The organism is Olsenella uli (genome assembly GCF_016899935.1).
In the GTDB taxonomy this organism is placed as follows: domain Bacteria; phylum Actinomycetota; class Coriobacteriia; order Coriobacteriales; family Atopobiaceae; genus Thermophilibacter; species Thermophilibacter uli_B.
The window spans coordinates 76,184-101,913 of the sequence record NZ_JACJJK010000009.1 but is presented as its reverse complement, the minus strand read 5'-3'; the positions used below and the strand labels follow the sequence as shown (position 1 = coordinate 101,913).

At 71.1% G+C, this 25,730-nt stretch carries 25 protein-coding genes and 4 tRNA genes; 25 read left to right on the top strand and 4 right to left on the bottom strand.

The window, feature by feature from the left end; all coding sequences use genetic code 11:
- The first annotated feature begins 2 nt into the window (after positions 1-2).
- From H6A07_RS08750 to H6A07_RS08630, 25 genes are all read left to right on the top strand, one after another.
- A tRNA-Ala gene (locus tag H6A07_RS08750) sits at positions 3-78 on the top strand.
- A 42-nt stretch (positions 79-120) separates the two neighbouring features.
- Positions 121-196: transfer RNA gene (locus tag H6A07_RS08745), tRNA-Ile, on the top strand.
- 240 nt (positions 197-436) lie between these two features.
- Positions 437-511 (top strand) — tRNA-Val (locus tag H6A07_RS08740).
- 2 nt (positions 512-513) lie between these two features.
- Positions 514-589, top strand: a tRNA-Ala gene (locus H6A07_RS08735).
- A 140-nt stretch (positions 590-729) separates the two neighbouring features.
- Entirely contained in the window at positions 730-1,809 is a 1,080-nt protein-coding gene (locus tag H6A07_RS08730; RefSeq protein WP_204814535.1) for an enolase C-terminal domain-like protein, read from the top strand.
- A 49-nt stretch (positions 1,810-1,858) separates the two neighbouring features.
- Positions 1,859-3,352, top strand: coding sequence for a serine hydrolase (locus tag H6A07_RS08725; protein WP_204814534.1), 1,494 nt, complete (start codon positions 1,859-1,861; stop codon positions 3,350-3,352).
- 173 nt (positions 3,353-3,525) lie between these two features.
- Entirely contained in the window at positions 3,526-3,900 is a 375-nt protein-coding gene (locus H6A07_RS08720) for a VOC family protein (RefSeq protein ID WP_204814533.1), read from the top strand.
- Positions 3,901-3,912: 12 nt separating this feature from the next.
- A complete protein-coding gene (locus H6A07_RS08715; protein WP_204814532.1) occupies positions 3,913-5,901 on the top strand; it encodes an ATP-binding cassette domain-containing protein in 1,989 nt (662 codons plus the stop codon).
- A complete protein-coding gene (locus tag H6A07_RS08710; RefSeq protein ID WP_204814531.1) occupies positions 5,894-6,193 on the top strand; it encodes a hypothetical protein in 300 nt (99 codons plus the stop codon). The genes H6A07_RS08715 and H6A07_RS08710 overlap by 8 nt, the downstream gene beginning before the upstream one ends.
- A gap of 9 nt (positions 6,194-6,202) precedes the next feature.
- Positions 6,203-6,895 (top strand): site-2 protease family protein, encoded by a 693-nt coding sequence (locus H6A07_RS08705; protein ID WP_204814530.1) that lies wholly within the window; start codon positions 6,203-6,205, stop codon positions 6,893-6,895.
- A gap of 2 nt (positions 6,896-6,897) precedes the next feature.
- Positions 6,898-7,749 carry a segregation and condensation protein A gene (locus H6A07_RS08700; RefSeq protein WP_204814529.1) on the top strand — a complete coding sequence of 284 codons (852 nt, stop codon included), beginning with the start codon at positions 6,898-6,900 and terminating at the stop codon, positions 7,747-7,749.
- Positions 7,742-8,476: an SMC-Scp complex subunit ScpB gene (scpB, locus tag H6A07_RS08695; protein WP_204814528.1), complete on the top strand. Its 735-nt coding sequence runs from the start codon at positions 7,742-7,744 to the stop codon at positions 8,474-8,476. The genes H6A07_RS08700 and scpB overlap by 8 nt, the downstream gene beginning before the upstream one ends.
- The gene (locus H6A07_RS08690; protein ID WP_239471178.1) at positions 8,469-9,305 is read left to right on the top strand and encodes a pseudouridine synthase; all 837 of its coding nucleotides are present in this window, start codon (positions 8,469-8,471) and stop codon (positions 9,303-9,305) included. The genes scpB and H6A07_RS08690 overlap by 8 nt, the downstream gene beginning before the upstream one ends.
- Positions 9,289-9,999 (top strand): (d)CMP kinase, encoded by a 711-nt coding sequence (gene cmk, locus H6A07_RS08685; protein ID WP_204814527.1) that lies wholly within the window; start codon positions 9,289-9,291, stop codon positions 9,997-9,999. The genes H6A07_RS08690 and cmk overlap by 17 nt, the downstream gene beginning before the upstream one ends.
- Positions 9,996-10,724 carry a 1-acyl-sn-glycerol-3-phosphate acyltransferase gene (locus H6A07_RS08680; protein WP_204814526.1) on the top strand — a complete coding sequence of 243 codons (729 nt, stop codon included), beginning with the start codon at positions 9,996-9,998 and terminating at the stop codon, positions 10,722-10,724. The genes cmk and H6A07_RS08680 overlap by 4 nt, the downstream gene beginning before the upstream one ends.
- A 2-nt stretch (positions 10,725-10,726) precedes the next feature.
- Positions 10,727-11,569 (top strand): 4-hydroxy-3-methylbut-2-enyl diphosphate reductase, encoded by an 843-nt coding sequence (gene ispH / locus H6A07_RS08675; protein WP_204814525.1) that lies wholly within the window; start codon positions 10,727-10,729, stop codon positions 11,567-11,569.
- A gap of 330 nt (positions 11,570-11,899) precedes the next feature.
- Entirely contained in the window at positions 11,900-13,285 is a 1,386-nt protein-coding gene (locus H6A07_RS08670; RefSeq protein WP_204814524.1) for a DUF512 domain-containing protein, read from the top strand.
- Positions 13,286-13,389: 104 nt separating this feature from the next.
- The gene (gene der, locus H6A07_RS08665; protein ID WP_204814523.1) at positions 13,390-14,721 is read left to right on the top strand and encodes a ribosome biogenesis GTPase Der; all 1,332 of its coding nucleotides are present in this window, start codon (positions 13,390-13,392) and stop codon (positions 14,719-14,721) included.
- Positions 14,718-15,392 (top strand): glycerol-3-phosphate acyltransferase, encoded by a 675-nt coding sequence (locus H6A07_RS08660; protein ID WP_204814522.1) that lies wholly within the window; start codon positions 14,718-14,720, stop codon positions 15,390-15,392. Before der ends, H6A07_RS08660 begins: the two co-directional genes overlap by 4 nt.
- Positions 15,389-16,063: a ribulose-phosphate 3-epimerase gene (gene rpe / locus H6A07_RS08655; protein ID WP_204814521.1), complete on the top strand. Its 675-nt coding sequence runs from the start codon at positions 15,389-15,391 to the stop codon at positions 16,061-16,063. Before H6A07_RS08660 ends, rpe begins: the two co-directional genes overlap by 4 nt.
- A 7-nt stretch (positions 16,064-16,070) precedes the next feature.
- On the top strand, positions 16,071-17,246 hold the full coding sequence (locus tag H6A07_RS08650) for a cysteine desulfurase family protein (RefSeq protein ID WP_204814520.1): 1,176 nt from the start codon (positions 16,071-16,073) through the stop codon (positions 17,244-17,246).
- Positions 17,247-17,259: 13 nt separating this feature from the next.
- Positions 17,260-17,982 (top strand): zinc ribbon domain-containing protein, encoded by a 723-nt coding sequence (locus H6A07_RS08645; RefSeq protein WP_204814519.1) that lies wholly within the window; start codon positions 17,260-17,262, stop codon positions 17,980-17,982.
- A complete protein-coding gene (coaBC, locus tag H6A07_RS08640; protein WP_204814518.1) occupies positions 17,979-19,196 on the top strand; it encodes a bifunctional phosphopantothenoylcysteine decarboxylase/phosphopantothenate--cysteine ligase CoaBC in 1,218 nt (405 codons plus the stop codon). The genes H6A07_RS08645 and coaBC overlap by 4 nt, the downstream gene beginning before the upstream one ends.
- A 46-nt stretch (positions 19,197-19,242) precedes the next feature.
- Positions 19,243-20,097 (top strand): deoxyribonuclease IV, encoded by an 855-nt coding sequence (locus tag H6A07_RS08635; RefSeq protein WP_204814517.1) that lies wholly within the window; start codon positions 19,243-19,245, stop codon positions 20,095-20,097.
- The gene (locus H6A07_RS08630) at positions 20,097-21,905 is read left to right on the top strand and encodes an ATP-binding cassette domain-containing protein (RefSeq protein ID WP_204814516.1); all 1,809 of its coding nucleotides are present in this window, start codon (positions 20,097-20,099) and stop codon (positions 21,903-21,905) included. Before H6A07_RS08635 ends, H6A07_RS08630 begins: the two co-directional genes overlap by 1 nt.
- A gap of 17 nt (positions 21,906-21,922) precedes the next feature.
- Here the strand turns inward: H6A07_RS08630 and H6A07_RS08625 are convergent, their stop codons facing one another.
- The 4 genes from H6A07_RS08625 to bilS are packed head-to-tail and all read right to left on the bottom strand — an operon-like array spanning position 21,923 to position 25,592.
- Positions 21,923-22,894: an acyl-CoA dehydratase activase gene (locus H6A07_RS08625; protein ID WP_204814515.1), complete on the bottom strand. Its 972-nt coding sequence runs from the start codon at positions 22,892-22,894 to the stop codon at positions 21,923-21,925.
- On the bottom strand, positions 22,891-24,084 hold the full coding sequence (locus tag H6A07_RS08620; protein WP_204814514.1) for a hypothetical protein: 1,194 nt from the start codon (positions 24,082-24,084) through the stop codon (positions 22,891-22,893). Before H6A07_RS08620 ends, H6A07_RS08625 begins: the two co-directional genes overlap by 4 nt.
- Complete coding sequence (locus H6A07_RS08615) at positions 24,071-25,096, bottom strand: acyl-CoA dehydratase activase-related protein (protein WP_204814513.1); 1,026 nt, start codon at positions 25,094-25,096, stop codon at positions 24,071-24,073. The genes H6A07_RS08620 and H6A07_RS08615 overlap by 14 nt, the downstream gene beginning before the upstream one ends.
- Complete coding sequence (gene bilS, locus H6A07_RS08610; RefSeq protein ID WP_204814512.1) at positions 25,080-25,592, bottom strand: flavodoxin family protein BilS; 513 nt, start codon at positions 25,590-25,592, stop codon at positions 25,080-25,082. Before bilS ends, H6A07_RS08615 begins: the two co-directional genes overlap by 17 nt.
- Positions 25,593-25,730: the final 138 nt, after the last annotated feature.

The window sequence follows — 25,730 nt, the reverse complement described above, 5'->3', positions numbered from 1 at the left end:
GCGGGGATATAGCTCAGTTGGGAGAGCGCGTGACTGGCAGTCACGAGGTCAGGGGTTCGAACCCCCTTATCTCCACCATGCAAGCGAGGGCGGCGGCTTCGGTCGCCGCCTTTTTCGTACGGGCTCATGGCGCAACGGTTAGCGCAGGGGACTCATAATCCCTGGGTTGCAGGTTCGAATCCTGCTGGGCCCACCACACGCACCAGCCCGGGGCGACGGCGTCCCGGGCTGTCTTTGTGTGGGGCTTGCACATGTGGGCGCAGACGCGCGCAACCCCGGATTCTTGGCACGGTTGCCACCTGCCGTTTCTTGCGTTTTCGCAGCTCGTTGCCTTGTACTTCTCGACCATAAAACCGGGTTGGCGCGCTTCTTCACACAGTTCCCAAAAATTTCTCGTGCGCATCGCGCGGAGTTCTGTTAGGATACTTTCTCGCACGGGCGATTGGCTCAGGGGTAGAGCACTTCCTTCACACGGAAGGGGTCGCTGGTTCGAATCCAGCATCGCCCACCAGCGGGGATATAGCTCAGTTGGGAGAGCGCGTGACTGGCAGTCACGAGGTCAGGGGTTCGAACCCCCTTATCTCCACCATGATCGTCCAAGGCCGTCGGGTTTCTCGCCCGGCGGCCTTTTTGGTCCGCTGACGGACTATCCGTCAACGCGCCTTGCCCGTCGCGCGACGCAGCCCTACCCTTCCCGTGTCGAGAAGAACGCGAACTCGGGAGGCTCGCGTGAAGATCACCGACGTGAGGATCGAGCGTTTCTCCGCCCCGCTGAAGCAGCCCTTCCGCGTGGCCTATGGCACGATGGAGAGCGCGGACAGCTGGATGGTCAGGGTCGTGACGGACGAGGGGGTCTCCGGCCTCGGCTCCGCCGCGCCGCTGCCCTTCGTGACTGGCGAGACCATGGACACCTGCTACCTGGTGCTCAAGGACCTCGGCCGCGCGCTCGTGGGCACGGACCCGCTGGACGTGGCCGGCGCCCACCAGGCCATGGACGCCTACATCCATGGCAACGGCTCGGCCAAGTGCGCCTATGACATCGCGCTGCACGACATCTGCGGCAAGGTGCGCGGGCTGCCCCTCTGGCGGCTTCTCGGCGGCACAGACCCCGTGGTCGTGAACGACATCACGATCGGCATCGACGAGCCCGAGCGCATGCAGCGCGAGGCGGAGCGCTGCGTCTTCGAGAAGGGCTTTCGCATCCTCAAGGTGAAGATCGGCCTGGATTTGGACCGCGACCTCGACGCGCTCGGCCGCATCCGGGCGAGCGTGGGCGACGACGTCCGCATCCGCGTGGACGCCAACCAGGGCTACACGGTGGATAAGGCGCTCGCGGCCCTCACGGAGCTCGAGCGGCTGGGCGTGGACGCGGCCGAGCAGTTCCTGCCCTGGTGGGACTTCGACGGCGCCGCCGAGCTCATGCGCAGGAACACGACCTCGGTGAGGCTCATGCTGGACGAGTCCATCCACACCGTCCACGACGCGCGCCGCGCGGCCGCCCTCCACGCGGCGGACTTCTTCAACATCAAGCTGATGAAGTGCGGCGGCATCGAGCCCGGCGCGCAGATCGCGGACGTGGCGGCCGAGACGGGCGTGCGGTGCATGGTGGGCTGCATGCAGGAGAACAAGATCAGCCTCACCGCCGGCATCAGCCTCGTGGCCGCCAAGGGTGCGATCGTGGAGGCGGACTGCGACAGCTTCACCTTCTTCGTGGGCGACGACGACGGCATACCCGGCGGCTTCACCTGCGACGGCGGCACGTTCCGCCTGCTCGACGAGCCGGGGCTGGGCATCGAGCTGGACTTCTAGCGTGCCGTGCGGCGCGGAACAGAGACGGGCGACAAGAGCGGGAGGCAGCATGTCCGACTTCTTTGACGAGCTGGCAGAGACGGCCGAGCGGGGCCTCGAGCTCTGGGAGAGCCCGTCGGTGGCCCTTGGCGTCACCTATCGGGGCGAGACGGTCTTCTCGGGCGCCTTCGGCCGGCGCGACGCCGAGCGGGGGCTTCCCGCGGACGCGCGGACCCTCTACCAGATCGCGAGCTGCACCAAGGCCTTCACCGCGGCGCTTGCCGCCCAGCTCGTGGACGAGGGCGCCCTCGACTGGGACACGCCCGTGCGCGAGTACCTCCCCGAGGTCCGCTTCTATGACGAGTACGCCACGCGCATGGTCTGCGTGCGCGACCTCCTGTGCCACCGCACGGGTCTGCCTCGCCACGAGTACTCGTGGTACGGGACCGGCTACACCCGGCAGGACATCGTCTCCAACCTGCGCTTCCTTGAGCCCAACCGGCCCTTGCGCACGACGTTTCAGTACAACAACCAGTGCTACGTGCTCGCGGGGTGCGTCCTGGAGCGCCTGACCGGGCGGAGCTTCGAGGACCTGCTGCGCGAGCGCATCCTCGAGCCGCTGGGGATGGCCCGCTCCCGCCTCTACGTGGACGACCTCGCCGAGGACCCCGACCGCGCCGTGGGCTACGGCCGGCCGGACGGGGCGGACCCGCTGCACGGCTGCGTCCCCATCCCGTACTACCGGACCCCCGTCGAGGACCGTGCGGCGGGCGCGGGCTCGCCGTTCGCCCCGGCGGGCTGCATCAGCTCCTGCGTGGAGGACCTGCTCGGGTGGGCGCGGCTCCACCTGGGGGACGCCTCGGCACCCGAGGGCGTCCTCTCGCCGCGCGCCCTGGCCACGCTCCACGCGCCCCAGATGCTCCTGGACGAGCCGCTGGGCATGCCGGCCCCGGAGCGCACCTTCCCCTGCTACGGCCTCGGCTGGTTCGTCGAGTCCTATCGCGGCCGCGTGCTCGTCCAGCACAGCGGCAACATCGACGGCTTCTCCGCCTTCGTCGGCCTGGTTCCCGAGCTCGACCTCGGCGTCATCGCCCTCACCAATATGAACGGCAGCCTCGTGCACACCGCCCTCGCCCACGAGGTCATGGACCACTTCCTCGGCGTGAGCAGTGGCAACTGGGTCGACCGCTACCACGACCACGCGATGCGCCGCGCCGAGAAGGACGCCGGCATGGTGGCGCGCCTCACCGGCGAGCGCACGGCCGGGACCTCCCCCTCGCACTCGCTCGCAGACTACGCGGGCACCTACGCGCGCCCCGGCTACGAGCCCGCGCGCGTCTCGCTCGCGGACGGCCGCCTCGCCCTGGACTTCAACGGCTGGCACGTCCCGCTCACACACTTCAGCTACGACACCTTCACGCTGGACGACGTCCTCGGCGAGCTGCCGCCCGGCATCCCCGCGCACTTCCGCCTGGCCGAGGCGGGCGGGGCCGTGGACGGCCTGGCCCTACCCCTCAACCCCGAGCCCGGCTGCGACCTCGTCCGCTTCCGCCGCGTGGGGTAGGGGCCGAGGCCCCTCTCCAAATAACGTACAGAATCGGACAAGCGCGTTCTTCTCGCCTGCGGATATAGAAAGTTGTGCTTGATTCTGTACGTTATTCGATGGGGCCCGCGCGCCGTCACCGGGTGCCCCCTCTCGCCTATACTGGTAAGGCTTGTGACTACAGGGAGGTACCCATGACCGCATCAGACAACCCCGTCGAGCTCTTCGACCTGCGCATCGCCCACATCGGCATCAACACGGACACGCCCGCCGCCGCCGACGAGACCGCCGGGCGCTTCGAGGCCCTCATGGGCCTGCCCGTCAACCACATCGCCTCCGTCTCCACCTTTGCCGGCACGCTCGTTGAGGTCATGAACAACGGCGGCCGGGGCGAGAAGGGCCACATCGGCTTCCACGTCAACGACCTCGCCGCCGCCGAGCGCTGGTTCTCCGCGCGCGGCTTTGAGATCAACGAGTCCAGCCGCACGAACCTGCCCGGCGGCCACCAGCTCGTCTACTTCGTCGAGCCGATCGCCGGCTTCGCCATCCACCTCACCGACGCCGACTAGCCGGGGCCGCACGTGATCGCACTCGCAGACAAGATAGCCAAGTCCTTCGGCGGGCGGGCGCTCTACACGGGCGCCACGCTGCAGCTCAACGCCGGCGAGCGCTGGGCGCTCGTCGGGCCCAACGGCTCGGGCAAGACCACGCTCCTGCGCATCCTCATGGGGGAGGAGAGCGCCGACGAGGGCACCGTGAGCTTCGCGCGCGACGTCACGGTCGGCTACCTCGAGCAGGAGACGCATCTCGCGGGCGAGAAGAGCGCCCTCGCGGAGGTCGTGGACTCCGCGCACGAGGTCAAGGACATGGAGCGCCGCGTGCGCGAGCTCGAGGCGCAGATCTCCGAGACCGCGCCCGGCCCCGAGCTCGACCGCCTGCTCGAGCGCTACGGCGCCGCGCAGGACCGCTTCGAGCGACTCGGCGGCTACGAGCTGGAGGCGCGTGCCCGCCAGATCCTGGCCGGCCTGGGCTTTCCGGTGGAGGACTTCGACAAGCCCGCGCGTGACTTCTCCGGCGGCTGGCAGATGCGCATCTCGCTCTCCAAGCTGCTGCTGCGCCACCCCGACCTGCTGCTGCTCGACGAGCCGACCAACCACCTCGACCTCGAGAGCGTCCGCTGGCTCGAGCAGTTCCTGGCGGGCTACGACGGCGCGGTCCTTCTCGTCTCCCACGACCGCGCGTTCATGGACGCCTGCGTCTCCCACGTGGCGGCCGTGGAGAACCGGCGCCTGGTCACCTACACCGGCAACTACTCGAGCTACCTCAAGCAGCGCGAGGACAACCTCGAGCAGATGCGCGCCAAGCGCGCCGCCCAGGAGCGCGAGATCGCCCACATGCAGGTCTTCGTTGACAAGTTCCGCTACAAGCCGACCAAGGCCGCGCAGGCGCAGGAGCGCATGAAGAAGATCGAGCAGATCAAGAGCGAGCTCGTGATCCTTCCGGAGGGCACCAAGAAGGTGCACTTCTCGTTCCCCGAGCCGCCGCGCACCGGCGACGAGGTGGTGAGCCTTGAGGGCGTGGCCAAGTCCTTTGGCGAGAACCACGTCTACTCGGGCGTGGACCTCAAGCTCTACCGCGGCGACCACGTGGCGCTGACCGGCCCCAACGGCGCGGGCAAGTCCACGCTCATGAAGCTCATCAACGGGCTTCTGGTGCCGGACGCCGGGACCGTGGCCCTGGGCAAGAACGTGACCAAGGCCTACTACGCCCAGCACCAGCTGGAGCAGCTGAACGAGGCCAACACCGTGCTCGCCGAGATGGACTCGGTTGCCGCCGGCTGGACCACCTCCGAGGAGCGGCGCCTCCTGGGCGCGTTCCTCTTCCACGGCGACGACGTCGAGAAGCGCGTGGGCGTGCTCTCCGGCGGCGAGCGGGCGCGCCTGGCGCTCGCCAAGATGCTCGTGGCGCCGGACCCGCTGCTTCTGCTCGACGAGCCGACGAACCACCTGGACATCGACTCGGTGGACGTGCTGGAGCGCGCGCTCGTGGACTTCAAGGGCACGATCGTGCTCATCTCCCACGACGAGCACCTCGTGCGCGCGGTGGCCAACAAGGTCGTGGACGTGCGCGACCACCAGGTCACGGTCTACGACGGCGACTACGACTACTTCCTCTTCAAGCGCGCCGAGCTCGAGGCGCGCGCGACGGGGGAGGCCGAGGCGGCGCCCGCGCCCCAGGCGAAGGCGGCCCCGACGCCGGGCGCCCCAGCGACCGGCCGCAACGTCAAGACGCGCGAGCAGCGCCGCGCCGAGGCGGAGGAGCGCAACCGCAGGAACCGGGCGCTGCGCGCCGAGCGCACCCGCCTCAAGGAGGTCGAGGCGGCGCTGGAGCCCGCGCAGGCGCGCCTCGCCGAGCTCGAGACGCTGATGGCGGACCAGGAGCTCTACAACGACGCCGCGCGCTTCGACGAGTGCATGAGCGAGTACGCGGCGCTCTCCAAGAAGGTCCCCGCGCTCGAGCAGGAGTGGCTCGAGCTCACCGAGAGGCTCGAGGAGGCCGCCGATGCGTAACGCGCTGTGCGCCTCCGCCCTGAGGACCCTCTCGCTCGTGTGCCGCGTGGCGGCGTGGGCGCTCGTGGCCCTCGTCGTGGCCGACGCCGTCCTGCCCGCCGGCCCGCGCGCCCTGCTGCTCGGCGTCAACGGCGCTGTCTCGGGCGCGCTGCCCGAGGGGGTCGCGGGGCTCTTCGTCTTTGTCACCCCTTTCGGCGGGGCGTTTCGCGGGGACTTCGCCCTCATGGCGGTGGCGCTGCTCGTCATCGACTGGCTGCTCGGGCGCACCTCCGCCACGCTGAGGCGCGCGTAGGGGAGGGACATGGGCTACTCGGTCGAACAGCTCGTCTCCGTTGCCGTCACCGTGCTGCTCGTCATGGCGTCCGCCATCGTGCACGAGGTCGCGCACGGCTGGGTCGCACTGCGCTGCGGGGATCCCACCGCCAAGGAGGCCGGGCGGCTCACGCTCGACCCCCGGGCCCACCTGGACGGCTTCGGGTCGGTGGTGCTGCCGCTCGTCATGGCCCTTCTCGGCGGGCCGGTCTTCGCGTTCGCGCGGCCGGTGCCCTACAACCCGAGGCGGCTGCGCCACCCGCGTCGCGACGAGCTGCTGGTGGCCCTCGCGGGGCCGGCCGCGAACCTGCTCCAGGCCGGCCTCGGCGCGCTCGTGCTGCGCGTGGCGTGGGAGCCGCTGGTCAGAGCCGCTCTCTCAGGGGCCCTGCCCTTCGACCTCGCGGGCTGGGTCGTCACGATCCTCACCACCTACGTCTCGGTGAACCTCGTGCTCTGCTTCTTCAACCTGATCCCGCTGCCGCCGCTCGACGGGTCCAAGGTCGTGCTCTACTTCCTCACGGGCGAGGCGCGCGCGGCCTACTACCGCCTCGAGCAGTACGCGATGCCGATCCTGATCGTCGCGCTCTACGTCCTGCCCTCGCTGCTGCGCGTGGACCCGGTGGGCGCCTACCTGGACGCCACGGCCGGCTGCCTCTACGAGCTCCTGCTGAGGGGGCTCTGAGCATGGCCTCCTACCGCGTCGCGACCCAGGCGTACTCCGGTCCCTTCGACCTGCTGCTCCAGCTCGTGAGCAGGCAGCGCGTCACGATCGGCTCGATCTCCATCTCCGAGGTGGCCGCGCAATACCTCGAGGAGGTCGAGCGCATGCACGACCTCGACCTCGACGTGGCGAGCGACTTCGTGCTCGTGGCCTCCACGCTGCTCGACATCAAGGCCGCCTCGCTCATCCCCGACGAGCCCGTCACGCGCCGCGACGACGATTTCGACGAGGACGACGTGGACCTCGAGGGGCTCTCGCCGGACGAGGCGCGCGAGGTCCTCATCGCCCGCCTCATCGCCTACAAGCAGTTCCGCGGCGCGGCGGCGGCCCTCGGCGCCCGCGCGGAGGCGGAGTCTCGCATGGTCCCGAGGACCGTCGGGGCCGACCCGGAGTTTCTCGGCCTCATGCCGGACTACCTCGAGGGCATCACGCTCCGGAGCCTGGCCGTCATCTGCGCCGACATCGACAGCCAGCGGCAGACGTTCCTGCTCGAGGCCGAGCACGTCGCGCCCAAGCGCATGCCGGTCGCCCTCACGATCGCGGCGGTGGACCGCCTGGTGCGCGCCCGGGGGCGCGTGACGTTCTCCGAGCTGCTCGACGGCCAGGACAGCCCCGAGGCCGTCGTCGCCAACTTCCTCGCGATCCTCGAGCTCTACAAGCGCGGGCTCGTGGACGTCACGCAGGACGAGCTCTTCGGCGAGATCGACGTCACCCACGTGGAGGGCGCGCCCGCCTACGAGCTCGACGAGTCGGTCCTCGCCGAGCTGGGCGAGGACGCGCCGGACGAGAAGAACCCGGAGGTTGCCCATGGCTGACATGACGAGGATAGAGTCCGGCTCGCTGAAGGGCCTGCTCGAGGCGCTACTGCTCGTCTCCGACGACTCGGTGCCCGCGACCGACCTCGCCCGCGCCGCCGGCGTGGAGCCGGGGGAGGCCGCCCAGGCGCTCGCGGAGCTCTCCGCCGAGTACGCCGACGCCAACCGCGGCTTCCAGCTGCGCGAGGTCGCCGGCGGCTGGCGGCTCTTCACGCACCCCGCCTACCATGACCAGGTGGCCGACTACGTGCTCTCCTGGGACACCCGACGCCTCTCGCAGGCCGCGCTCGAGACGCTCGCCGTCATCGCCTACCACCAGCCCGTCACCCGCGAGGGCGTCCGCGCGATCCGCGGCGTCAACTCCGACGGCGTGATCGCGTCCCTACGCGAGAAGGGCCTCGTGCGGGAGGTCGGCCGCGACCGCGAGCACGGCGGCGCCCAGCTCTGGGGCACCACGCGCCTCTTCCTCGAGCACTTCGGTCTCAAGAGCCTGCGCGAGCTGCCGCCGCTCGAGGACTTCGCGCCGGACGAGGAGTCGCGCCGCTTCATCCGCGAGCGCCTCTCCGGGCGCTCCATCTCCTCCACGCTCGAGGAGGCCGCCGAGGACGTGGACGACGAGCGCGAGCTGCTCGACGACTACGAGACGGACGGCGCTGCCGGGACGGGCGAGAAGGACCTCGCGGCGCCTGACGACGCGCCTGACCCGGAGGCCGCGCCCGATGAGTGAGCCCATCCGCGAGAGCGGCCTCTACCCGATGCGCCTCCAGCGCTTCCTCGCGCGCGCCGGCGCCGCGAGCCGGCGCGGGTCCGAGCGGCTCATGACCGCCGGGCGCGTCCGCGTGAACGGCGTCGTGGTGACCGAGCTCGGCAGCAAGGTCGACCCCGAGCGCGACGAGGTGACGGTCGACGGCCGCCCGGTCCGCATCGAGGGGCGCCCGGTGAGCCTCGTGCTCAACAAGCCTGCGGGCTACGTCACCACGATGAGCGACCCGCAGGGCCGGCGCACGGTCGCCGAGCTCGTGCCCACGCGCGAGTATCCCGGGCTCTTCCCGGTCGGCCGGCTCGACCTCGACACGACGGGGCTCCTACTGTTCACGACCGACGGCGACCTCGGCCAGGCCCTGCTGCACCCCTCGCGCCACGTCGAGAAACACTACGTCGCGCTCGTCTCGGGCACCCCCAGCGCGTGCGACCTCGACAGCCTCCGGCGCGGTATCATGCTCGATGACGGGCCGACCGCGCCCGCCCGGGCGCGCCTGATCGGCCCCGAAGAGGCGCTCTTCTCGACCGTCGCGCCGCACGGGGCGGGCCGCACGGGGGGCGGCGAGCCCAACGCGGTGGTCGGCCTCACGATCCACGAGGGCCGCAAGCACCAGGTCAAGAAGATGCTGCTCGCCGTGGGCCACCGCGTGCTCGCCCTGCACCGCGACGCCTTCGGGCCGCTCGAGCTGGGCGGCCTCGCCGAGGGCTCGTGGCGCGAGCTCACCGACCGCGAGCGCGCCGCGCTCGAGACGCTCTGCACGAAGACAAGGAGTGACCATGATCGTAGCCATTGACGGGCCGTCCGGCTCCGGCAAGTCCTCGGTCGCGCGGGAGATCGCGCGCCGCTGCGGCCTCACCTACCTCGACACGGGCGCGATGTATCGCTCCGTGGCCCTCGCCTGCCTGCGGCGGGGCGTGGACCCGGACGACGCCGACGCCGTGGCCCGCGTGGCGCGCGAGGCGCGCATCGAGCTTGCGACCGAGCAGGACGGCCAGCGCGTCACCCTCGATGGCGCGGACGTCACCGCCGAGATTCGCACGCCCGAGGTCGAGCGCGCCGTCTCGCCCGTCTCGGCGAACCCGCGCGTCCGCGAGACGATGGTCGCCCTGCAGCGGGAGGCCGGCGCGTCCGGCGACGTCGTGGCCGAGGGGCGCGACATCGGCACGGTCGTCTTCCCGGCGGCAGACGTCAAGGTGTTCCTGAGCGCCTCCCCGGAGGCCCGCGCCCGCCGGCGCGCGGTGCAGCGCCGGGGCGGCAACCTCGCCACCGGCGAGGCCGTGGCCGTGAGCGAGGACGACGAGCGCGCCATCCTCGACGACCTCGTGCGCCGCGACGCCTACGACTCCTCGCGCGAGGCCTCGCCGCTGCGCCCGGCCGACGACGCCCACCGCATCGACTCCTCCGAGCTCGGCTTCGACGAGGTCGTGTCGGAGATCGTCGCGCTCTCGCCGGAGCTTTCGGCGCGCGCGGAGGGGAGGCGCTCGTGAGCGGCGCCGACGAGCGGGCCGGCCGCATGCGCGCCTTTGCCGGCAACACCCTCGACGACTACTACGACCACGACATCCGCGACCACCCGCTGCCCGGCCGCCTGCTGATCGGCGCGGTCGTGCGCATCCTGTGGGTCGTGACCAAGCTTCTGTGGCCCTGGCGCGTCGAGAACGCCGAGCTGCTCACCGAGGACCCGCGCGGCCGCGTCATCATCATGAACCACGAGTCGATGCTCGACCCGGTCGTGGTCGTCGTGACGCTGTGGCTCGCCCATGTGCCCGTCCGCATCGTCTACAAGAGCGAGTTCGACAAGATTCGCCCGGCCACCTGGCTCTTCTCGCGCGCGGGGGGCTTCCCCGTGCAGCGCGGCACGGCCGACATGAAGACGGTGCGGCGCGCCCGCGCGATGCTCCAGCGCGGCGAGTGCGTCCTCATCTACCCCGAGGGCACGCGCGTGCGCGAGGACGGCGCCGAGCAGTCCCACGGCGGCTACGCGATCATGGCGCAGCTCGCCAAGGCGCCCGTCCAGCCCCTCGCCATCATCGGCGCGCGGCGCCTGCGCTTCCGCCACCCGGTCTACCTCCGCGCCGAGCGGCCCGTCGAGTGGTCCGAGATGAGCGCCGGGAAGCGCAAGGAGCAGCTCGCCGAGATGGAGCGCGTCGGGATGGCGCGCGTCTACGCGATCCGCGACCAGCTCCGCGCCGACTACCCGGGGGTGGACTAGCCGTGCCCGAGATTCGCGTGGCCGCCGAGGCCGGCGCCTGCTACGGCGTCGAGCGCGCGCTGCAGATGGTGGAGGCGGCGGCCGACGAGCGCACGGGCGCCGTCCACACGCTGGGGCCCCTGATCCACAACCCCCGCGTCGTCGCGGACCTCGCGGCACGCGGCGTCGACGCGGTCGACGCGCCCGAGCAGGCGGCCGGGGACACGCTGCTGCTGCGCACGCACGGAACCGCCCCCGCCGAGGAGGCCCGCGCGCGCGAGCTCTGCGCCCGCGTGCTGGACGCCACCTGTCCGTTCGTGAAGAAGGTCCACGTTGCCGCCGAGCGGCTCTCGCGCGAGGGGTACCAGGTCGTCGTCGTGGGGGAGACGGGCCATCCCGAGGTCGAGGCCACGCTGCCGCATGCCCCGGGCGCCTTCGTCGTGGGATCGGCCGAGGAGGTCGCCGCACTCCCGCCGGCGCGCCGGGTCGGCGTCGTGGTGCAGACCACGGCCCGCCGCGCCCTTCTCGCCGAGGTGGTCGAGGCCCTGCTCGCCCGCGCCGAGGAGGTCCGGGTGATCAACACCATCTGCGAGGCAACGGCCGGCCACCAGGCCGCCGCCGACGAGCTCGCGCGAGAGGCGGACGTGATGGTCGTGATCGGCGGGCGCATCTCCGCCAACACGACGCGCCTCGCCGAGATCTCCGCCGCGCGCTGCCCGCGCACGCACCACGTCGAGGGCGCCGACGAGCTGCGTCCGGAGTGGTTCGAGGGCGCGGACGTGATCGGCATCACCGCCGGGGCGAGCACGCCCGCGAGCCAGATCGAGGCCGCGCGCGCGGAAATCGGCCGCCTGGTAGGGGAGTAGCGGGCGCACGTCCTTCTCGCCCGTCCGAGAATCGCTGGGCTTGTCCCGAGGCAATCCGGGAATCCGGGGGTTTGACGCGGCGCCTTCCGGGAATTGGCGGGGTTGCGCGTCCGGGCGCCCGTTTGGCTGCGCACGGGCGCCAATTTCCGGAAGATTCTGTGCAACCCCGGGCTTTTCCGGACGCGCCGGGAACACGGGCGGCATTTCCTAGAACGACCCGTGACTGGGTCGCCAATTTCTAGACGCGCCTGTGACCGGGTCGCCGATTCCTAGAAGCGACGCCGGCGTTCTGGCACAATGGCTGGCGAGAAGAACGAGGGAGGTCGCCACATGGCCGAGCAGAAGCGCGCCGACTACGCGTCCACGCGGCCGCGCGCCACCGGCGCCTGGGTCGCCGCCGTGGAGGAGGGCAGCCCCGCCTGGGAGGCGGGCATCGAGCCCGGCATGCGCATCGCGCGCGTGAACGGCGTGGAGCCGCGCGACCTCATCGACTGGCGCTGGGAGGCCGACGGCGCGTGCTGCGAGCTCGAGGTCTTTGACCCGCGCGACGGCACGACCACGCCCTGCGAGCTCTGGCGCGAGCCCGGCCAGGACTGGGGCGTCGACTTCACGGACGTCCTCTTTGACGGCATCCGCACCTGCGTGAACGCCTGCCAGTTCTGCTTCATGGCGATGCTGCCGCCCGAGGCGCGCGCCACGCTCACCCTGCGCGACGACGACTACCGCCTCTCCTTCCTGCAGGGCAACTTCGTCACGCTCACCAACGTCTCCGACGAGGAGGCCGAGCGCATCGTGACGTGCGGGCTCAGCCCGATGAACGTCTCCATCCACGCGATCACGCCCGAGGTGCGCAAACGCCTGATCGGCCGGCGCGCGGACCGGGGCATCGAGGTGCTCGAGCGGCTGCTCGCGGGCGGCATCGAGGTCCACGCGCAGATCGTGCTCTGCCCCGGCATCAACGACGGCGCCGAGCTTGCGGCCACGCTCGACTGGATGGAGGCACGGACCGGCATCACGTCGCTCGCCATCGTGCCGCTCGGCTACACCAAGCACAGCCGGCGCTTCAAGAGCTCGTACTCCGACGACGTCGAGGCGTCGCGGGCGGTCGTGTGCCTCATCGAGCCCTATCAGGAGCGGGCGAGAAGGACGCTCGGCATCACGCGCTTCCAGCTCTCCGACGAGTTCTACGTGGACGCGCGCCTCCCCGTGCCCGCCGCCGAGACCTACGACGGCTACCCGCAGTTCTACGACGGCATCGGGATGCTGCGGAGCTTCCTCGACGAGACGGCGCTCGTCAGCCGCGAGCGGGCTGGTGAGCTGCGGCGCGTTGACGAGACGCTGGCCGAGAAGGACCTGTGCGCGCTGCTCGTGTGCGGCGAGGCGGCGGCCGAGACGATCGATACGTTCTGCCGCGCGCTCTCGCCGACCGGACGCGTGGGTACGCGCGCGATCAGAAACGACTACTTCGGCGGCGACGTCAACGTGACCGGCCTCATCGTGGCCGAGGACCTGCTCGCCCAGCTGCCGGCCGACCTCTCCGGAACGCTCTTCGTGCTGCCCGAGGTGATGTTCAACTTCGACCGCCTCACCCTGGACGGGGACACGCAGGACCACGTCGTCGCGGAGCTGCGGGCGCGCGGCGCCCGCGTGTGCGTGAGCGTCCCCAACCCCGGGGACTACCTCGACGCGCTTCTCGCCGTCTTGCGGACTCCGTAGCGCCGGCGGGACCGAAGCCGGCCCGTGTATTTCTCGCGTTCACCGGCCGAAACCGACCGCTCGTGGTAAGCTGTGCGGGTGAACCGAATACGCAAGGAGGCGAGATGCCCAAACCCGTAGTCGCCGTGGTCGGCCGCCCGAACGTCGGCAAGTCCACGCTGGTGAACCGCATCGCGGTGAGCCGCGACGCCATCGTGCACGAGTCGCGCGGCGTCACGAGAGACCGCTCCTACCACGACGCCGACTGGAACGGTCGTGACTTCGTGCTCATCGACACCGGCGGCATCGAGTCGGTGAAGTCCAAGGACGTCTTCGCTCCGCGCATCCGCGAGCAGGCGCTTCTCGCCTGCGAGGAGGCCGACGTCATCGTCTTCGTGGTGGACGGCACCACCGGCGTCACCGACGAGGACGAGGAGGTCGCCCGCGTCCTGCGCCGCCAGGACAAGCCGGTCTTCCTCGTCGTGAACAAGAAGGACAACCCCGCGACCGAGCAGGACGGCCTCTGGGACTTCTACGCCCTCGGCGTCGGCGAGCCGCGCCCGCTCTCCGCAGGCCACGGCCACGGCACCGGCGACCTGCTCGACGACATCGTCGCCGCCTTCCCGGAGCCGGTCGAGGACGAGGCCGAGCAGGACGTCCTCTCGCTCGCGATCGTCGGCCGCCCCAACGTGGGCAAGTCCAGCCTCGCCAACCGCCTCGCCAACAAGAAGCGCTCGATCGTCTCGGACGTCGCCGGCACCACGCGCGACGCGATCGACACCATGATCGAGTGGCAGGGCCAGACCATCCGTCTCGTGGACACCGCCGGCATGCGCAAGAAGACGCAGGTCCACGAGGACGTGGAGTACTACAGCCTGGTGCGCGGCCTGCAGGCGATCGACCGCGCCGACGTGTGCCTGCTCGTCGTGGACGCCACCGTCGGCGTGACCGAGCAGGACCAGAAGGTCGCCGGCATGGCAATCGACCGCGGCTGCGGCCTCGTGCTGATCCTCAACAAGTGGGACCTCGTCGAGACCGACCATCAGCGCGACGAGATCGTGGCCTCCATCGACAAGCGCCTCGCCTTCGCGCCGTGGATCCCCACCGTGAACGTCTCGGCCCTCACCGGGCGCGCGACCGACAAGGTCCTCGGCCTCGCCGTGCGCGCCGCCGAGGCCCACGCGTCCCAGCTCAGGACCTCCGAGCTCAACGACCTGCTCGCAGAGATCCGCGAGGGCGGCCACACGCGCAGCGAGAAGGGCCGCCGCCTCAAGATCCAGTACGCCACGCAGACCGGCTCCAAGCCGCCCGTGATCTCCTTCTGGTGCAACGCGCCCGACCTCGTGGACGACAACTTCGAGCGCTTCATCGAGAACCGCCTGCGCCGGCGCTTCGACCTCACCGGCACGCCGGTGCGCCTCAAGTTCCGCCGCAAGACCGAGGGAGGGGACCGATGAGCGAGCTCCTCGTCCCGACCGTTCTTCTCGCCCTGGGGGCCTACGTCGTCTGCGGGATCCCCTTCGGCCTCATCGTCGCGCGGGCCATGGGCCACGTCGACGTGCGCACGACCGGGTCCGGCAACATCGGCACGACCAACGTCGCGCGCTCGGTGGGCAAGTCCGCCGCGGCCCTCACGCTCCTGCTCGACCTGAGCAAGGGCCTCGTCTGGATGCTTGTCGCCCGCCTCGCGCTGGCGGTCGCGGTCTTTGGCGGGGACTTCGCCTCGCTCGACCACACGACCGTCTTCGGGACGTCGCTCACGGTCGTCTTCCTGGCCTGCATCTGCGGGCACGTCTTCTCGCCCTACCTGCGCTTCCATGGCGGGAAGGGCATCGCCGTGGGCTTTGGCGCGGCGCTCGGCCTCTACTGGCCGATCGGCCTGAGCGTGCTCGCGGTGTTCCTCGTGCTCGCGATCCCGACGCGCTACGTCTCGCTCGGGTCCGTCTTCGCCGCCGCCTCGCTGCCCGTGTGGTGCGCGGTCTACGGCTTCCCGCCCGTCGCGATCGTGCCCGTGGCCGTGGCCGCCGTCGTGGTGGTCTGGTCCCACCGGGAGAACGTGCGTCGGCTCGTGCACGGCGAGGAGCGGCGCTTCTCGTTCCACAAGTCGGAGAAGGGGGGCGAGCGATGAGCGACCCCGTCCTCGTGGCCCCCTCGATCCTCGCCGCCGACCTCACGCGGCTCGGCGCCGAGCTCGATGAGGTCCGCACCGCCGACCTCATCCACTTCGACGTCATGGACGGCCACTTCGTGCCCAACCTGACCTTCGGGCCGGGCCTGCTGCGCGCCGTGGTGTCCTCGACCGAGCTGCCGGTGGACGCCCACCTCATGGTCTCCAACCCCGACGAGGTCGTCGGGAGCTACCTCGACGCCGGCGCGCGCCTCGTCTCGTTCCACTATGAGGCGGCCACGCACGCGCATCGCCTGGTGCAGCTCATTCGGGACCGGGGCGCCCGCGCGGCCGTGGCAATCAACCCCGCCACGCCCGTCTGCGTGCTCGAGCCGATTCTCGACGACCTCGACATGGTGGTCGTGATGACGGTCGACCCGGGCTTTGGCGGCCAGCGCCTGATCGAGTCCCAGCTCAAGAAGATCCGGCGCCTGCGGCGGCTCTGCGACGAGCACGGCGTCAACCCGCGCATCGAGGTCGACGGCGGCGTCCACGCCGGCAACGTCGCCGAGGTGGTCTCCTCGGGCGCCGACGTGGTCGTGGCTGGCTCGGCCATCTTCGGCGCCGAGGACCGCGCCGCCGCGATCGACGAGCTCAGGCGCCGCGCCGCAGCGGCCCCCGCGACGCTCTAGGCGCGCCATGTCGGACCGCATCGAATACCTCGACTACGCCGCCTCCGCGCCCGTCCGGCGCGAGGCCCTCGACGCCGAGCGCGCCTACGAGGGGGCGGACTACGCCGGCGCCAACCCCAACTCGCTCCACACGCTCGGGCGCCGGGCCGCCCGCGCGCTCGACGGCGCCCGCCGCGACCTCGCGCTCGCGCTCGGCGGCGGCTTCAGGCCCGCCGACGTGACCTTCACCTCGGGCGGCACCGAGTCCAACAACCTCGCCGTCATCGGCCTCGCGGAGGGGATCCGCGCCCGCTCTGCGCACAGGCGGCGCGTCGTCCTGTCCGCGATAGAGCACGACTCCGTCCTCGATCTCGCGGGCCCGCTGCGCTCGCGCGGCTTTGAGGTCGAGCTCGCCCGTGTCGGGCGCGACGGCGTCGTGGATCTCGGGGCGCTCGAGGGGCTTCTCGACGACACCTGCGCCCTCGTCTCCGTGATGAGCGCCAACAACGAGACGGGCGTGATCCAGCCGGTGGCCGAGCTCGCCCGGCTCGCGCACGCCTGCGGCGCGCTCTTCCACACCGACGCGGTCCAGGCGTTCTGCCGCGTCCCGCTCGACCTGGCCGAGGTCGACGCCGTGAGCGTCGCCGCGCACAAGATCGGCGGCCCGGTCGGCGTCGGCGCGCTCGCCGTGCGCGGCCGCGCCCCGCTGCGGGCGCTGCTCGTGGGCGGCGGCCAGGAGGGGGGACGCCGCGCCGGGACCCAGGACGTCCGGGGCGCGCTCGCCTTCGCCGCGGCGGCGCGGGCCTGCATGGCGTCGCTCGAGGAGACCCGCGCGCTCGTCGCCGACCGCGCGGGCACCCTCTACGCGCGCCTCTGCGCGCCGGGCACGGGTCTTCTGCCCACGACGAACGCCGCCGTCGACGAGCGTCGCCTGCCCGGCATCGTGAGCGTCATGGCGCCCGCCGTCGACTCCGAGACGCTGATCCTCGCGCTCGACCAGGCGGGCTTCGAGGTCTCCGCCGCCTCGGCCTGCTCCTCGGGCTCCCTCGACGCGAGCCACGTCCTTCTCGCCATGGGCGTCCCGCGCGACCAGGCGCTGGGGTCGCTGCGCGTCAGCTTTGACGAGCGCGTGGGCGCGGACGTCCTCGACCGCTTTGCCGACACGCTCCTTGGAATCGTCGCCGAGCGCTCGCGCGCTCGCTGAGAGAAAGGTACCCATGACCGTCGCAACGACCCTGCTCAAGCTCCAGGAGACCGACCTCGAGCTGCTGAAGCACGCCTCCACGCTCTCCGCCATGCCGCAGCGCAAGCGCCTGGCCACGATCGAGCTCGCCGCGCGCAAGGTCGCCTCCGAGCTCACGGGCATCGTCGGCCAGCGCAAGGACGCCGAGACCGAGATCGCCGACGCGGAGGAGGCCCTCGCGCACTACCGCGAGAAGACCGCCGAGGTCCAGGCGGCCGCCGACTCCGGCGAGCACACCCACCGCGAGATCCGTGACTTCGAGCAGCAGCTCACCTCGCTCGCCAAGCGCATCGAGAAGTCCGAGTACACGCTGCGCCCCCTGCGCGAGAGCCTGGAGCGCCTCGAGCGCGCCGAGAAGAACGCGCGCCTCACGGCCGAGCGCCTGGAGCAGGAGCGCGCCGCGACCGAGGCCGCGCTCGCCGACGGCTCGGCGGCGCTGCGCGCCGAGATCGTGCGCCTCTCGCACGAGCGCGGCGAGCTCGCCGCCCGTCTCGACCCCGCGCTGCTCGAGCGCTACGAGGCCGCCCGCAAGCGCTTCAAGGGCCTCGCCGTGGAGCGCCTGCGCGGCAACGTGCCGGGTGTGTGCCGCGTGAAGCTCCAGCCGAGCCAGTTCCACGACCTCGCCCAGGGCGCCGAGATCACGGAGTGCCCGTACTGCCACCGCATCCTCATCACCTCCGAGGAGGGGCAGGAGTGAGCGCCGGGCGCGGGCGCGTCCTTCTCGCCGTCTGCGGCGGGATCGCCGCCTACAAGGCGTGCGAGGTGCTGCGCGGCCTGCAGAAGGCGGGCTGCGAGGTCCGCGTGACCATGACCGAGGACGCCGGGCGCTTCGTGGGCGCCGCGACCTTCGAGGCGCTCTCCGGCGCGCCCGTGGCCGCCTCGCTCTACGACTATCCCGGCTCGGCGATCCCGCACATCGAGCTCGCCGAGTGGGCCGACGTCGCCGTGGTGGTGCCCGCCACGGCCAACGTGCTCGCCAAGCTGGCCTGCGGCATCGCCGACGACTGTCTCACGACCACGCTTCTGGCCTGCGCGTGCCCGGTGCTCGTGGCACCCGGCATGAACGTCCACATGTGGCGGAACGCCGCCACGCAGGCCAACGCGGCGACGCTGCGCGGGCGCGGCGTCGCCTTCGTGGGACCGGACAGCGGGCGGCTCGCCTGCGGCGAGGTGGGCGAGGGCAAGCTCGCGCCCGTGGAAGAGATCGTGGCCGCGGCGCTCGCGCTGCTCGCCCCGGCGGGCGAGAAGGACCTCGCCGGCCTGCACGTCCTCGTGAACGCCGGGCCCACGCACGAGGCGATCGACCCCGTGCGCTACATCGCCAACCGCTCGACCGGCAAGATGGGCTTCGCGATCGCCGCGGCCGCCGCGCGCCGGGGGGCCGAGGTCACGCTCGTGGCGGGGCCCGTGACTCTGCCCACCCCCGCCGAAGTGCGGCGCATTGACGTGGAGAGCGCCGCCGAGATGCACGACGCGATGCTTTCGGCCTTTGCGGGGGCGGATGTGGCCGTCTGCAGCGCCGCCGTCGCCGACTACACGCCCGCCGCGCCGGCCGACCACAAGCTCAAGAAGGGCCGCGAGCACCTGGACGCGGTCGCGCTCATGGAGACCGCGGACATCCTGGCCGACCTCTGCGCCGAGAAGGGCGAGCGCGTCGTCGTGGGCTTTGCCGCCGAGACGGACGACCTTCTCGCCCACGCGCGGGAGAAGCTCCGCCGCAAGGGCGCCGACCTCATCGTGGCGAACGACGTGAGCCGCCCGGAGTCCACCTTCGGCGCGGACACCAACCGCGTGGCCCTGGTGAGCGCCGAGGGCGTGGAGCAGCTCGAGACCATGCCGCTCGCCGCCGTCGCCGACGCCCTCCTCGACCGAGTCCGTGAATCGGGGACAGTCCCCAATTCACATAAATAGTTTGTGTCAATTGGGGACTGTCCCCAATTGACAGACGGGAGCCAGGATGAACGAACTGCTGATAGGCTGCCACCTCTCGACCGCGAGCGGCTATGCCGCCATGGCGGACGACGCCGTCTCCATCGGCGCCACCACCTTCGCGTTCTTCACGCGCAACCCACGCGGCGGCAACGCACGCGAGCTTGACGATGCCGACCTCGCCGCGTTTCTCGCCACGCTGGCGGAGCACGGGATTGGCCCGCTCGTGGCGCACGCGCCCTACACCTACAACCTCTGCTCCGCTAAGCCGGAGACCGTGGAGTTCGCCCGGCGCGCGATGCGCGAGGACCTGGCACGCATGGAGCGCCTGCCCGGCCACCTCTACAACTTCCACCCGGGCAGCCACGTCAAGCAGGGCGCGGACGAGGGCATCCGCCTCATCTGCGAGGGCCTGAACGAGGTGCTCACGCCCGGGCAGGCAACGACGGTGCTGCTGGAGACCATGGCCGGCAAGGGGACCGAGGTCGGCCGCTCCTTCGAGGAGCTGGCGCGCATCATCGACGGCGTGGACCACGACGAGCTGCTCGGCGTGTGCCTAGACACCTGCCACGTGGCCGACGCGGGCTACGACGTCGTGCACGACCTCGACGGCGTGCTCGACGAGTTCGACCGCGTGATCGGCCTCGACCGCCTGCGCGCGCTGCACCTCAACGACTCCAAGAACCCGCTCGGCTCCCACAAGGACCGTCACGAGAAGATCGGCGCGGGCACGCTCGGCCTCGAGACCTTCCGCGCCGTGGTCACCAACCCGCGCCTGGTCGGCCTGCCGATGGTCCTCGAGACCCCGCAGGACGAGCTCGACGGCTGGGCGGCCGAGATCGCGCTGCTGCGCCGGCTCGCCGCAGGGGAGGCGACCGCGTAGTGGGCATCCTCATCGGCCTCGAGCACGTGAGCCACGAGTGGCCCGGCAAGCGCGTGCTCACGGACCAGACCATCGGCATCAACGAGGGCGAGCGCATCGGCATCGTCGGCCGCAACGGCGACGGCAAGTCCACGCTACTGGAGATCGTGGGCCACGTGCTGGAGCCGGACGCGGGGACCGTCACGTGGCGTCGGGGCATCGCCGTGGGCTATCTGGGTCAGGCGGACCAGCTGGACGACAAGGACCCCGTGCGCCGCGCGATCTTTGGCGACGTGCCCGAGTACACCTGGGCCTCCGACGCCCGCATCCGCGCCATCCTGGACGAGCTCGTGGGTGATCTCGACCTCGACGGCCTCGTCGGCGAGCTCTCCGGCGGGCAGCGCCGCCGCGTGGACCTCTGCCGCGTGCTCTGCCACACCTGGGACGTCATCCTCATGGACGAGCCGACCAACCACCTCGACCTCGCCGCCATCGAGTGGCTGGCCGAGCACCTGCGCCGCCGCTGGTCGGCGGGGGAGGGCGCGCTTCTCGTGGTCACGCACGACCGGTGGTTTTTGGACGAGGTCTGCGAGCACATGTGGGAGGTCCACGACCGCCGCATCGAGCCCTTCGAGGGCGGCTACTCAGCCTATATCCAGCAGCGCGTGGAGCGCGAGCGCCAGGCCGCCGTCATGGAGGAGCGCCGCCAGAACACGCTGCGCAAGGAGCTCAACTGGCTCGCGCACGGCGCCAAGGCGCGCACGAGCAAGCCGAAGTTCCGCATCGAGGCGGCGCGCGCCCTCATTGCCAACGACCCGCCGCTCAGAAACCCGCTCGAGCTCAAGCGCCTTGCCGTGAGCCGTCTGGGCAAGCAGGTCATCGAGATGAGGGACGTCTCGTTCGCCTATCCGGGCGGGCCGCGCGTCATCGACGACGTGAGCTGGCTCATCGGGCCCGGGGACCGCTACGGCATCCTCGGCGCCAACGGCGCGGGCAAGTCGACGCTGCTCGCGCTCATGACCGGCGCGCTCGAGCCCACCTCGGGCATCGTGAAGATCGGCGCGTCGGTGCGCTTCGGCTTCATGAGCCAGCACCTGGACGCCCTTGCCGAGAAGGACGACTGGCGCGTGCTGGAGGTCCTCGGCCGCTACAAGCGGAGCTACCTCGTGGGCGGCAAGATGCAGAGCCCCACGCAGCTCATCGAGCGGCTCGGCTTCGAGCAGCGCGAGCTGCAGAACTTCATTCGCGACCTTTCCGGCGGACAGCGCCGCCGCCTGGCGCTGCTCTGCGTGATCCTGGAGGAGCCCAACGTGCTCGTGCTCGACGAGCCCGGAAACGACCTGGACACGGACATGCTCGCCGTGATGGAGGACCTGCTCGACAGCTGGCCCGGGACGCTCATCATGGTCTCCCACGACCGCTACCTCATGGAGCGCGTGACCGACGACCAGTTCGCGCTCATTGACGGCCACGTGCGCCACGTCCCCGGCGGCGTGGACGAGTACCTGCGCCTGCTCGCCGAGAAGAACGACGGCCCGGCGCCCGCCCCCGCAGACGAGCCGCAGGCGAACGGTCCTTCTCGCCCCGCCGGAACCGGCCTCTCCAACCAGGAGCGCCGCGAGCTCAAGAAGCGCTTCGACGCGGTGAGCCGCAAGCTCGACAAGACGGCGGGGGAGCCCGACTGCCTGCGCCAGGAGATGGCCGCCGTGGACGCGAGCGACTACGCCGCCCTCATGGCCGCGCAGGAGGCGCTCGACGCGTGCCTGGCCGAGCGCGAGGCCCTCGAGGACGAGTGGCTCGAGCTCGCCGACGCCCTCGGACTTGCCTAAAAGGTGTCAGACCCCTTTTAGGCATGTTTGGGACGGACTGCGCCGCGGTCGCAGCGGTTGCCCCAGGAGTCGATGAGCTCGTCGTCGCGGTAGACGCACACGACCTCGCAGTGGTTGGCGCACCGGCCGCACACGACCTCGCGCGTGCGGAACTCGAAGTCGTCGACGTCCCAGGCGAAGGGCCGGCGCTCGGAGGCGGGCGCGTCGGCCGCGAGCAGCGCCGCGCCGAAGGCGCCCATGAGGTGGCCGTCCGGGTCCACGAGGACCTCCATTCCCAGCTCCTCCTCGAAGGCGCGCACCACGCCGGAGTTCTTGGAGACGCCGCCCTGGAAGACCACCGGCGCCACGATCTTCTTGCCCTTGCCGACGTTGTTGAGGTAGTTGGTGGCCACCGCGCGGCAGAGGCCGGCGATGACGTCGCGCTTCTCGTAGCCCACCTGGAGCTTGTGGACGAGGTCGCTCTCGGCGAAGACGGTGCAGCGCGCGGCGATGTTGGCGGGGTGCTTCGAGGTGGCCGCGATGTCGCCGAACTCCTCGACCTCCACGCCCAGCCGGTGCGCCTGGCTCGAGAGGAAGGAGCCCGTGCCCGCCGCGCAGAGCGTGTTCATCGCGTAGTCCACCGCCACGCCGTTCTCCACGCAGATGATCTTGGAGTCCTGCCCGCCGATCTCCAGGATCGTGCGGACGTCGGGGTGCAGGAAGGTCGTGCCCACCGCGTGGGCCGTGATCTCGTTCTTGATAACCTGGGCCCCGAGCATGGCGCCCACCAGCCGGCGCGCCGACCCCGTGGTGCCCACGGCCACGACCTCGTAGGCGTCCCGGTCCACCTGGGGCGCCAGCTCGTCGACCACGCGCCGCGCGGCGTCGGTCGGCGCCCCCTCGGTCCAGAGGTAGGAGCGCGCGAGGATGGTCCCGCGCTCGTCCACGACCACGCCCTTCGTGGAGATGGACCCGGTGTCCACGCCCAGGTAGGCCCTCGCCTTCGTCATATCGTCCTCGCCTTTCTCATGGAGAGCATGTCGTAGAAGGCCTCGAGCCGGGTGTCGAGGCCGGTGTCGCTGGTCTGCGAGTCGTAGGTCAGGAAGAGCACCGGCGCGTGGAAGTCGCGTGCGAGGCGCTGCAGCGGCGGCATGCAGTCGATCTCGGGCGTGCAGCCGGAGGACTTGATGTGCACCACGCCGTCGAAGCCCTCCTCGAGGTAGCGCTTGGCGGCCGCAATGGTGAGGCTCGAGGTGGGCCCCATGTCGTAGGTCACGTAGGGCGCCGCCGAGCGCCGGACGTTCTCCTCGTTGTAGTGGAGGACGAAGTTGGTGATGTTGAGGGCGCGCGCCAGCTCCACGCGCATCCCCAGCAGCTTGCGCTCGATGTCGAGGTTGCTTACGGGGTCGGCTGCCGTGAAGAACTCGCCGACGATGCCCACGCGCAGCGGCCGGTCGGGCCTCTCGGTGGGCAGGGCCCGCAGGGCGTCCATGCCGCGACGGTAGGCCTGGTCGACGTCGGTCATGGTGACGCTGCAGCGCATGTCCTCGAAGAAGGCGGCGCGCGCCCGCTCGAAGGAGCGCGGCTCGACCTCGAAGCCCGCGTTGGCGAGGTAGTAGTCGTTGTAGGCGTCCAGGTGCTCCACCATGCGGAGAAGGACGAGCATGTTCGCCACGCCCTTGGCGACCGAGAGGTTGGGGTTCACCACCTTCTTGCAGTAGGCCACGTAGTCCTTGAACGGCCGCCCCGAGACGAAGGAGAAGTTGAGCATCTCGAAGTCGTCGTAGCCCATGTCGCGCAGGATCATCTCCTGGAGCTCGCCGTAGTAGGTGAGCCGGCAGTAGCCCGTGAACTGCACGAGCACGTTGGCCCCCGCCTCGAGCGCCTCCACGTAGTCGCCCAGGATGTGCTTGAAGGGCGCGCAGACGTAGTCGTTGCTGTGCTCGGAGCCGATCTCCAGCGTGCGGCGCGTAGGCGCGGGCATGCGAACGTAGTCGGCGTCGAGGACGTGCTCGGTGAAGTACTGGAAGGCCACGTCGTAGTAGCCGTAGTGCATGAAGGCGACCTTCTTGCGCGAGTGGCGGTCCGCCCGGCGGCGCTTGCGGGGCAGGAGCGTCGGACGGACCTCGCCGGCGCGCAGGGCCACCTTGGCGAGGACCTCGGTGAGGGCGTTCTTGTCGGCCATGTCATCGGCGGCCATGGAGGTAGCCTCCCTTGCGCTGGTAGGAAAGGATGTCGACGAAGCTCTCCACGCGGGTCTCGATGCCGGCGGTGCCGCTCTGGGCGTCCACCGTGAGCGTGAGGACGGGGCGGCCCTTCACGCAGAGGGCGATGGCGTCGTCGGTCATCGAGTCCGGGCCGCAGGGGAAGGCGCTCACGAGCACGATACCGTCAACGTGGTCGTGGAGCTCGAGGATCGCGCCCACGAGCTCGCGGTTGACGATCCAGGGCAGCGACGCCGAGAAGTCGTAGGAGCGCCGGGCCGCGCGGGCGTGGTCGAACTCGTCGGCAAAGAGCACCGTGGCGCCCGCGGCGCGCAGGGCGTCGGTCACGGGGCCGGCGACGAACGGGTCGTGCGCCACGTAGGGGTGCGCGGCCACCAGGATGGTGAGCGGGCGCTCGTCGGCGGGCAGACGTCGCGCGGCGCCGACGAGCTCGTCCTGGGCGCGGGCGAGGCGGGCGTCGCGGTCGCGCTGGGCGCGGCAGGCCAGCTTCCAGGCGCGCTCGCCCTCGCGGCGACCAGCGCCCAGGCGCGCGGCGAGCGCCACGTAGGAGGCCCGCTCGTCCTTCTCGGCCGCCCCCTCGGCGAGAAGGGCGGAGAGCACGCGGACCGGGCGACCCGCGAGCACGAAGGCGCTCTCCACGAGGTCGGGGAGGGCCTGGAACTTGGTGCAGTAGGTGTGCAGCGCGTCGGCGGCCGAGAAGCTCGGCACGAAGACGACGTCGACCCGGTCCGCCAGCGCGTCGACGTGGCCCAGGTAGAGCTTGGAGGCAAGGCAGCACTCGTCGACCGAGAGCGCCTGGCCGCGCTCGAAGACGCCACGGTCGGAGGCGTCGCTCACCACGACCTCGCGCCCGAGCGCCTCGAAGAAGGCGCGCCACTTGGCGCCCAGGCGGTAGGTCATGAGGGCGCGGGGGAGGCCGACCGTGCGCACGTCAGCGTAGGGCGCGGCCCCGGCGAGCGCCCCGAGCGCGCTACGCACGCGCGCCATCGGTGCCGCCCTCCGGAAGGAGGCCCGCCGCGCCCAGGGCGCCGACCAGGGCATCGAGGTCCTTCTCGTCCGGGTGGCCGAGGGCGCGGTCGAAGTTCTCGATCATGGGCGTGAAGCGCGCCGGGTCCTGCTCGGCCATCTTGACGTAGCGCTCGCGGACGGTCGGCGGCATCTGGCCCTGGCACATGAAGCGGCCCACGACCAGCGCGTCTGCGGGCAGCGCGGCGGCAAAGCGGTCGAGCACGCGGTCGTAGTAGGCGGGGTCGCCGCCGAAGCCGCAGGTCCCGAAGAGGAAGACGCGCTTGCCCGCGAGCTGCGGGAGCGCGTCGGCGAGGTCCTCGGCGAGGCCGCCCTTGTCGGTCCACGAGCCCAGCAGCACGAGGTCTGCGGCCGCGACGTCGGCGACCTCGTTCTTCTCGCCCAGCGCCTGGCGCGCGCGGTCGGCGAGGCGGGCGGTGTTTCCGGTCCTCGAGCTTACGATGACGGCATAGGTCATGGTTCTCCCTTCGATGGCTGCGCCCACTATATACCCGCTTTTCCCGGGTTCGCCGGCGCCCTCCGGCCCGCTGACGGCAAACCTCACAGGTGGTCTCACTTGAAGAAATAATCTGTCCTTATCGTCCAACTTCATAAC